Origin of the sequence: Microcoleus sp. D3_18_C2 (assembly GCF_036702395.1) — a bacterium.
GTDB lineage: Bacteria > Cyanobacteriota > Cyanobacteriia > Cyanobacteriales > Microcoleaceae > Microcoleus.
Genome location: NZ_JAUBTG010000104.1, coordinates 1 through 8974, shown reverse-complemented (window position 1 = coordinate 8974; position 8974 = coordinate 1). Strand labels below are relative to the sequence as shown.

Here is an 8974-nt window from a genome sequence, read left to right as displayed (position 1 = left end):
TAGGAACAGGCTTTTCGGCCTGTTCCACAAAGAGTGAATTTTCTTGTGGAACAGGCCGAAAAGCCTGTTCTTGAGAAGGGTGCAAGATGTGAGTTGAAACCGACTGAAGAGTACCATTGTTAATAAAGGGCTTTTTTGTGGCTGGGGGCGGGTTTATTTAACCTGTCTGCACTCTTTAAAGCTATTGGTGAACCCGCCCCTACGGGATGTTTTATTGGCAAGGGTGCTCTTCGGTGAGTTAAAACCGATATCTTGCACCATTCTCAATTAGCCGTAGGGGCGGGTTCGCCAACAGTTTTAAAGCTTGCAAATAGGTTCTATAAACCCGCCCGACCCCACGAAAAATCCTCTTATTGATATTGCTGCAATATCTCAGTTAAAACCGACTGAAATATTAATCTTTAGTCCTCATAGCGAGGACTTTAGCTATGAGACAGGGGTTTCAACCCCTGTCGGATTGTCGGACTCAAGCAGCAACTGCAAGCAATTTGTCGGCTTGTTTTGCCGTTTCAAAGAAGAAACGCACGTTGTCTTCGGGAGTACCCGGTAATACACCGTGTCCCAAGTTGAGGATGTGTCCGCGCGGGCCGGCTTTGCGAATTGTATCAAGAATTCGATCGCGAATAAACGCTTGAGAACCAAACAACACGCCCGGATCGAGATTTCCCTGAACGTTCATATTCGGGCCCAAACGTCGGCGCGCGTCGGCCATGTCAACCGTCCAATCGACGCTGATGATATCCGCGCCGGATGTTGTCATGCGTTCGAGGAGGCCGGCGCTACCGGTGACTAACAGAATTAGCGGGGTGTCAGGATGGGTTTTTTTGACTTGCTCGAATACTTGTTTCTGGTAAGGTAGAGCGAAGGTGTCGTAGTCCTGCGGGGAGAGTTGGCCGGCCCAGGAGTCGAACATTTGCACGACTTGCGCGCCGCAGTCGATTTGATAGCGCACGTAAACGGCGATCGCATCTGCAAATTTCGACAGCAACTGATGCAGTAAAGTTGGATCAGAAAATGCCATGTTTTTGATGATGGCATAATCCTTAGAACCTTTGCCCTCAACCGCATAGGCCGCCAGCGTCCACGGCGCGCCCACAAAACCGAGCACGGTGGATTTGTTGCCGACTTCTTCGCGCAGGGATTTCAGGATAGTTTTGATAAACGGCAAGCTTTCTTCCGGGTTCAGCGGTTGCAGCGCGTCGATTTGCTGCTGAGTGCGGATGGGTGAGTGGATAATCGGGCCTTTACCTTCGGCGATGTCCATGTCGATGCCCAAACCGGGCATGGGGGTGACAATATCGGAAAACAGAATTACGCCGTCGGGTTGAAACGCGCGCCACGGCTGAAGGGAAACTTCGATCGCCACTTCGGGAATTTCGGAACGTTCGCGAAACGAGGGATACTTTTCTCGCAAATCTCGATAAGCCTTCATGTAGCGGCCGGCTTGGCGCATCATCCACACAGGCGGGCGGTCTAGGGTTTCGCCGCGGGCTGCCCGCAACAACAAGGGAACTTCATTTAATGCCGACATTTTAACTTTTCTCTACCTTAGATATTTCAATGCCTTTGGTAGCTTACCACTGTGCGATCGTCCTTTTTGACAAAAAATTCATGTATCGGCGGAGAGGGAGATGAGGAAAGTGGCTGAGTTCGATAGCAACCTTCTGGCACGGTCAAGGAATTCTTAATAGGTGAAACTCTTGCTAATAGGGAATTTTCACATCCACCCTTTTGCTACAATGACAATGCAAACTAACAGAATCCGCGACCGCGACCTCAAGCATACGAAGCATCTAGCACTGGCGCTGCAGCAAAGCGCCCAAAATCACAACCGCGAAATAAAAATATGTTTTTTGACAATTGGTTTGAAATAATTCGGATTTTGACGCTCGGCGTTTCCGCTTACGCCGCGCTGATTTTTTTGCTGCTAGTTTCCGGCAAGCGAACTCTGTCGAAGTGGAATGCCTTCGATTTCATCGTTACCATCGCGCTTGGTTCGACGCTGGCGACTGTCATCATGTCAAAAGACGTTTCCTTCGTCGAGGGCGTTTTCGCCCTCGGCTTACTCATCGGGCTGCAATTCATCGTCACGTGGCTTGCGGTGCGGGTAAAGTGGGTAAAAAATCTCATCAAAGCCGAACCTACTATGCTGCTCAGCCAAGGCCAATTTCTGCCTGTGGCGATGCGGCAGCAGCGCGTGGGTGAATCGGAAATTCGGGCGGCGATTCGGGGGACGGGCAGCGCGTCGATCGAAGAAATCGAAGCAGTCGTGCTGGAAACCGACGGCAGCATGAGCGTTATCAAAAAATCTCCGAACAATTCGCGATCGGCTCTCAAAGATGTAGCTTAGTCGATCGTTAAATCTGTAGAGGCTCATCTTATATGGTGCGTCGCTGCTCCATTTTCGAGCTTAATAGTAGATTTTACTGGGCGACGCACCGTAGGGTTAATTAAATCGAAACTATCTCGTCACGCACACTCCGCCCACCACTACCCGACATTGATCGCGGCCCGCATCGAATCTACTATCATTCCGCCTCGCCGAATCTAAGTTTCTAGTCCGCGAATTGTAGTAATAATCTCCCGCCGGAAAGTTTCTAGTCGGGACAGCGCAGTAAGTTGAATCTTGATTACCATCGTCAAACCTTACTCTCACCATAGAACGTCTCTCGCGACAATCAACAGACCGCAAGCCAAAATCATCTTGCAGAATCTGTGCTCTGTCATATTGACCGTCATATCGATCGTCATCTCGCCTCGTGTACCAATCGTCCCGCGAATTGCGAGATCGTCTGTCGCCCCCATCAATTCCCGCAACTTCCAGCGTGTAGTTACCGCCCCTGGCAGCATCTTTTGCTAACACTAACAGTTTGTAATCGCCACTACGGGGAATTTGATAATTAAAAGAACGGTCTTGCGTAAAAGCGACTTGTTTGTTGTTCCCGTAAAATAGCACCATGACGGGAGTAAAACCGCGGCTTCTATCTGTATCTAAAAACACTTCAATGTTGTCGCCTTCCCTGGCGCTGAATGTGTATTCTTGGCCGCGCAATTCTTCCGTTGGAGAACCCGGAACCCACATATTCCGAAAACGGTAAATCGGGGAAGTGCGGCGAATTACTCCGGCAACGCGATCGTTATTCCGTATCTGTTCGCCAACAGCACTAGACGAAATGCTCGTAAGTGCCAATCCTGTAACTAGGAATGCGGCAGCAATACTGTTTAACAAGTTGTGTGCTTTCATATCAACCTCTGGAAAATTTAAAATTTTTTTTGCTTTCTTGGCGCAGACATTTGCATACACAATCCATTTTAAATGTAATTTCTGCCAACCGTGTCAACCTCACCTAACGGGAATATTTAGCGGGTGCAAAATCTCATGTTAAAGTTATAGACGTTGAGCCCTAATCTAAAGTTGCGATCGATCGCCACAAATCAGCAATCCCGATTCAGCGTCGAGACTCGCCATAATTCCCATCGGTAAAGCAGCGTTAACTCCCTCGTGCCCGAAAGGCAAATCCGAGACAATCGGAATATTCAAGTCCCCCAGCCGATCTCGCAAAACCTCTTCAATGCTAAAACTGGGAATACTCGGCTCAATCTCGCAGCGGCTGAAGCGTCCCAAAGCAATGCCCCGCACCCCAGTGAAAGCCCCCGCCATCCGCCACAAAGTCAACATTCGATCGACCCTGTAAGGAGCCTCGGAAACATCCTCAAATGCGAGAATAACCCCCGTCAAATCCGGTTGATACGGGGTTCCGAGCAAGTGAGAAGCCACCGTCAGATTCGCCGGAAACAGCGGCCCCGTGGCTTGTCCGCTGCCCCATCCTTTACCTTGCAAAGATTGTAAGGGACGACCTTCGATGCAGTCAAAAAGTCGATCGACAGACCAATCCGGTTCATCCGCCAAAGTTGTCAGCATCGGGCCGTGAACGCCCCAAATCCCCAATTTGTCGTGATTCCACAGCAAAGCAGTAATATCTGAAAAGCCGATTAACCATTTCGGCGAATGGGAATCGGGAGTTGGAAATTGGGAATTTTCCGCCTTTCCCACATTTCCTTTTTCCAAAAGTCGAGTGCTGCCGAAACCGCCTCGAACACAGAGAATACCGCGACAATCCGGGTCATTGAGGGCATCTGCTAGCTGTCGGACGCGGTTTTCGTCGGAACCTGCCAAATAGCCCCAGCGATCGTCAAAACCCGGTGTTAATTCAATTCGATAGCCGCGAGATTTCCAAATTTCTACACCCTTTTCAAAGTTGGTTGATTCTCGCAAAGTGCCACTAGGGGCAATTACTTTGAGCAAATCTCCTGGTTGCAGAAATTTTATGTCAGTCATTTGTTATTAGTTATTAGTTATTTGTTATATCGTGTTTTGTGAATTAACGGTAATTCTGTAGGGGCGGGTTTTACCAACCATCAACTATTAAAACAAACCATCTCCAAAACCCGCCCCAAACCCAGGGACTATCGACATCAACCTTACCCACATTTACATATTTCGTTGGGTGGGGCGGGTTTTCGAGATTGTCTGTTTCATGCGGAAATTTTCTGTGAACCCGCCCCTACGGGATAGGGTTGATTATTGATTTAGGAGTGAGTTTTTCAGATTATTTGTTAATCATTACTAAGGTAAAGTTAGAATTTCCACCCCAGAATCAGTCACAGCCAGAGTGTGCTCGAATTGAGCCGAAAGCTTTCCATCCTTGGTGATAGATGTCCAACCATCGGCGAGAATTTCCACTTCCCAAGTACCCTCATTAATCATCGGCTCGATCGTAAAAACCATGCCTTGTCTGAGCTTTTTTCCCGTGCCTCGCTTGCCATAGTGCAGAATTTCCGGTTCCGTGTGAAAGACTCGGTGAATCCCGTGCCCCGCAAAATTTCGCACTACCGAAAAACCCTGTGCTTCAGCATATTCTTGAATCGCTGCACCGATGTCGCCGGTACGAGCACCCGGTTTGACTTCGGCAATTCCTCTTCTTAAACATTCCTCGGTTACTTCAACTAATTTTTTCGCTACCGGTGAAGGTTTACCGACAAAAAAAGTTTTGGAAGTATCGCCATGATAACCATCAACTAAAGGGGTTACATCAATATTAATAATGTCACCTTCTTTAAGAATTTGTTTCGCATTGGGGATGCCGTGACAGACTACTTCATTGACGCTTGCACACAGAGATTTGGGAAATCCTTTATAGCCTAGGGGAGCGCTTTTTGCTCCGTGTGCCAAAGTCCAGCGTTCGGCTTCGTCGTTAATTTCTAAAGTGCTGACACCCGGTTTTACCATCGGTTCGAGATGCAGCAGAAGTTCGGCCGCTAAACGGCCGGCTTGGCGCATTTTTTCGATTTCTCTACTGGATAAAAGCACTAAACGTTCGGTTGCCATAGTTTTTTTCTGTTTTCTTTTTTGTGGTCAATTAAGAGTTTATTTAACTCAATTTGAGAATAGATTTGAACCAGTGTTCGCAACGATCGCCCAAAGCTGCTAAAGAATATTCTACCTCTGCTTGTCGCCGGCAAGCGCTGCGGTCAATTTTGTCTAAACGGGCGATCGCACCTACCAAGCCATTTACGCTATCAGGCTGCACTAAAAAGCCCGTCAGTCCGTCTCTAACAATTTCCGCCGGCCCCCCGCGCTCGTAAGCAATCACGGGTACACCGCACGCTAAAGCCTCGATCGCGACATTTCCGAAAGCTTCCACCCAACGTGGTGTCATCAACAATGCTTGGCACTGACGGGTTTGCTCTTGCATTTGGGTTGTTGTCAAAAACCCTAAATATTCTACCGGAGCATCCGGGTAATCTGCACAAATTTTTTGCCAATAATCCTCATCTTGCATTTTGCCCATAATTTTGAGGGGAATGCCTGTAATTTTCGCTGCTGCTACTGCATCTTCTAAGCCTTTTTCCGGGGCGATGCGGCCTAGCCAAGCTAATTTAGACTGGGATTTGTTGCAAAATTGGTACAGCGATAAATCAATGCCGCTTCCCAACAACTGACATTCCTCGGCAAAGGTGAATGTTTTGGCTTGAGAAGCGGTGTGAACTCCGATCGTACCAGGAAACTGGGCGGCGGTTTGTTCGGCAATGCGATCGAGGGCTGCAGAAAGGGATCCCATGCTGATCAAATGTGCGATCGGAGTCCTAAAAAATGGTGTCAAATAAAACGGCAGCCAATCGTAGGCAAAATTAACAATGACATCCCATTCATCCTGAACTTGGCGAGCATATTCCCACATATTCGCCAGCACCGAGTCCGCGGGCATCACAATAGGAGCATGGTAATCTTGTGTTTGGGCGGTTACTTGCAACTCACCCGTTATTTCGATTACAGAAATTGATTCTAAGACTGAACCTATCGGCGCTACAACTCCTATTTTATGACCCCGACTCTGCAATTCTTTAGCTAGGTTAAGGACTGTAAGTTCGACTCCGCCGCCCAACCCCGAACCGAGTTGACCGACAGAAGTTGACAGAAACAATAGTTTTAAAGTGTTATTAGTCATTAGTTATTAGTCATTAGTTATTAGTCATTAGTCATATCATGTCCGGTCGATTATCCTGATTCCAGTAGGGGCGGGTTCACCAATAATATTTGCCAAAAACTGACAATCTCACAAACCCGCCCCGACCTATGTATTGTGGGCGATCGATCGGACATGATATCAGTAGTCATTAAGCTGTTCGGCATTTAAAGGGCTTGCGTAAGGTGCGTCAGCATCTAAGGTTTTCCGTTTCTGCGTAAGGGTTCGCGAATGACGCACCTTACTAGCCTCGTTACTGGTTTAAATGCTCCACAGCTTAGTCAGCCGTCACTAATTCTAACATAATCTAAATTATAAATTCTCCCATCTCAAATCTCTATTTTCAAATTATTTAAAAATTGCTACATTTATTAATCCATCCCAGAACGCGGACGGAGGCGGTTTAACTGATTGATTGCCCAGCGAGCAGTTTCCTGAACTTCTGGATCTGGATCGTCCGTCGCACGGTGCAACAAGTAACTGATTTGATTCACCAATTCGTAAATCCGCGTCAAGTCGCGAATTGCATTTTTACGCACTTCGGGATTTTCATTTTGCAGCGAGATTGACCACGCATTATTCATGGGTTTGAGCGTGCGAATGCCAATTTCCGAGAGACTTGCCAAAATTAAACTGTACTGCTTGGAGTCGGAATTTGCTAGCAAATCGAGCAACGGCTCAACTGCTCTGGAATCTCCCCGCTGACCTAGTTCCCAAATTGCTTTGCATCTCTTTGCCGGATTTAGCTGCTGCAAATCTTCAATCAGTGCTTCAATAATATCAACTTGAGGTCTACGATCCGTTTCGGGAAGGGTAATATTTTTCTTCTTCGCTAGGGAATCGGTTTGATTAGTTGTTTCGGGAATGTTGAAACCTGTGTTGCTGTATCCGTTGCTGTGAGTTTCCAAGGGCGAGGTGTCGGAATTAATTCGATCGCCCTCGACGGCTGCATCATCGGGTTCTGGTTGCCGGGATTCCATGATAAAAGGTTGAGCGCTGCTCTCAATACTGTGGCTTTTTGGCAAACCAAAAGGGTAGGGCAAGGCTGACAGCGATTGTCCCCCAGAAGAAGTCTCTTGTGGCCTAATTTGGTGCGAGTTTGTAGGAGAATCGGGATTAGTGAATGGAGAGTTTTTTGGGTTGTGGCGCTCAAATCTTCCCCGTCTTCGCTTAGGATAATTTGACTCGTCACTGCTAACTAATTTGAGCATGATAAATACTGCCGCTGCCGTGACGACAACTGCTGCCAAACCCAACATTAAGAACCCCCGCTGACGAGACAAAATGACGAGCAAATTGGATACCGATTTCGGGATCTTAGAATTAGATTTGGACGTTTTGGACGGCTGAGATTTGCTTTTATCGGGCGCTGGAGACGGTTTTAGAGGCTTGGAATTCTGGCGATCGTCCGGGGGAGAGTTCGCCTGAGCAATTTCTTGGGAAACAGCACGCGCAGAGGCATTGAGTACCTGTTGCCCTCCGTCGGCACTTGGACTGAACGCAACGCCCAGACAGGCAATGCAGGTGAACAAACATACAGAGGAGCGGTAATGCGCCATAAGACTCAATCCGGGTTTTGAGAGGCAACGCCGCATGACGAGCTTTAGTTTAACCGTGAGTTAGCTCGATCCTAGCTGCTATGGGCTTAACTAACTCACAAATAGCACCAGACTAGCGAAAAACCCTGGTTTGAGAGGGCACCGAGCCAGATATTTCTTATAAGCACAATTGTGTCATTGACGTGCAACTCCTTTAAATAATTAGTTTAATTAGTTTAAAACGAACAACTACATTGGCGGCCGCGACTTTAGCAGCGGCATCCCGAAAGTTGATTGCAGCTAATCTCACCTACGTGCAGTGTGCAGTGCAGGCCGCGCAGCCCAGCACTGCGGGGGCGTTAGCAGACGATTGTGGCTAGCCGTCGATTTCTCACCAATAGCGTGGCATGACCAAAAGTTTAACAAGCTTCCGAGCCTGCAGGTCGATCGTTTTTGTGTGAATTTGGGCGGAAGTGGGACAGGGGCATTGGCACTGCAAACGTGAAACAGGGTTTTTTCGTTAATTCTTCGCTGCTAAACCGCATATTTTCCGTACATTCCAGGACGCACTCTCGATCGAAGAAACCGGGTTTTTTTACGAAAAATGCTGTAACAAAGAGAGCGCTGATTTGACAGATGTTAATTTGCAGCGGGCAATTATGGCGGATAGAAGTGTTTGGGCGATCGACTAAGATAACCGTTAGGAAATATTGTATTTAGCTAGCAATCGCCAAAAATCATACTATCTTGTAAAAGTAGGGTCGGATTTAGTTAGGATTTATAGTGAGAGCGAGTAGACCCTTTCACGCAGGCGTCCTCTGTCAACGTTCTGTTTATTTGTACCCAATTAGGAGCGCGAATTAAATAACTTACAATTTTAATTGTTATTGTGGGATGGGCGTCCCGCCC

General features: G+C 47.6%; 8 protein-coding genes. 2 read left to right on the top strand and 6 right to left on the bottom strand.

The genetic code is table 11. The features are described 5' to 3' along the window. Window positions 1–466: 466 nt before the first annotated feature. On the bottom strand, window positions 467–1531 hold the full coding sequence (hemE, locus tag QUA88_RS28745) for a uroporphyrinogen decarboxylase (RefSeq protein WP_333275131.1): 1065 nt from the start codon (window positions 1529–1531) through the stop codon (window positions 467–469). A gap of 315 nt (window positions 1532–1846) precedes the next feature. Here hemE and QUA88_RS28740 point away from each other — a divergent pair, with 315 nt between their 5' ends. Continuing rightward, complete coding sequence (locus QUA88_RS28740) at window positions 1847–2350, top strand: YetF domain-containing protein (protein WP_333058414.1); 504 nt, start codon at window positions 1847–1849, stop codon at window positions 2348–2350. Between the two features lie 111 nt (window positions 2351–2461). Here the strand turns inward: QUA88_RS28740 and QUA88_RS28735 are convergent, their stop codons facing one another. From QUA88_RS28735 to QUA88_RS28715, 5 genes are all read right to left on the bottom strand, one after another. Further along, window positions 2462–3244: a hypothetical protein gene (locus QUA88_RS28735; RefSeq protein ID WP_333275128.1), complete on the bottom strand. Its 783-nt coding sequence runs from the start codon at window positions 3242–3244 to the stop codon at window positions 2462–2464. Between the two features lie 165 nt (window positions 3245–3409). Beyond that, window positions 3410–4339, bottom strand: a complete 930-nt coding sequence (locus QUA88_RS28730) for an LD-carboxypeptidase (protein WP_333058410.1) — start codon at window positions 4337–4339, stop codon at window positions 3410–3412. A gap of 288 nt (window positions 4340–4627) precedes the next feature. Continuing rightward, window positions 4628–5389, bottom strand: coding sequence for a type I methionyl aminopeptidase (gene map / locus QUA88_RS28725; protein ID WP_190659689.1), 762 nt, complete (start codon window positions 5387–5389; stop codon window positions 4628–4630). Window positions 5390–5432: 43 nt separating this feature from the next. Then, a complete protein-coding gene (locus QUA88_RS28720; RefSeq protein ID WP_333275124.1) occupies window positions 5433–6509 on the bottom strand; it encodes a glycosyltransferase family 4 protein in 1077 nt (358 codons plus the stop codon). A 389-nt stretch (window positions 6510–6898) separates the two neighbouring features. Next, entirely contained in the window at window positions 6899–8086 is a 1188-nt protein-coding gene (locus tag QUA88_RS28715) for a HEAT repeat domain-containing protein (protein WP_333231926.1), read from the bottom strand. A gap of 233 nt (window positions 8087–8319) precedes the next feature. On the opposite strand from QUA88_RS28715, the gene QUA88_RS28710 reads away from it, so the two are divergent. Next, on the top strand, window positions 8320–8445 hold the full coding sequence (locus QUA88_RS28710) for a hypothetical protein (RefSeq protein ID WP_333209394.1): 126 nt from the start codon (window positions 8320–8322) through the stop codon (window positions 8443–8445). The last annotated feature ends 529 nt before the right edge of the window (window positions 8446–8974 follow it).

Excerpts from the sequence above, each read along its gene's own strand:
- hemE (WP_333275131.1), bottom strand. The coding sequence starts at position 1,531 with ATGTCGGCATTAAATGAAGTTCCCTTGTTGTTGCGGGCAGCCCGCGGC.
- QUA88_RS28740 (WP_333058414.1), top strand. The coding sequence starts at position 1,847 with ATGTTTTTTGACAATTGGTTTGAAATAATTCGGATTTTGACGCTCGGC.
- QUA88_RS28735 (WP_333275128.1), bottom strand. The coding sequence starts at position 3,244 with ATGAAAGCACACAACTTGTTAAACAGTATTGCTGCCGCATTCCTAGTT.
- QUA88_RS28730 (WP_333058410.1), bottom strand. The coding sequence starts at position 4,339 with ATGACTGACATAAAATTTCTGCAACCAGGAGATTTGCTCAAAGTAATT.
- map (WP_190659689.1), bottom strand. The coding sequence starts at position 5,389 with ATGGCAACCGAACGTTTAGTGCTTTTATCCAGTAGAGAAATCGAAAAA.
- QUA88_RS28720 (WP_333275124.1), bottom strand. The coding sequence starts at position 6,509 with ATGACTAATAACACTTTAAAACTATTGTTTCTGTCAACTTCTGTCGGT.
- QUA88_RS28715 (WP_333231926.1), bottom strand. The coding sequence starts at position 8,086 with ATGGCGCATTACCGCTCCTCTGTATGTTTGTTCACCTGCATTGCCTGT.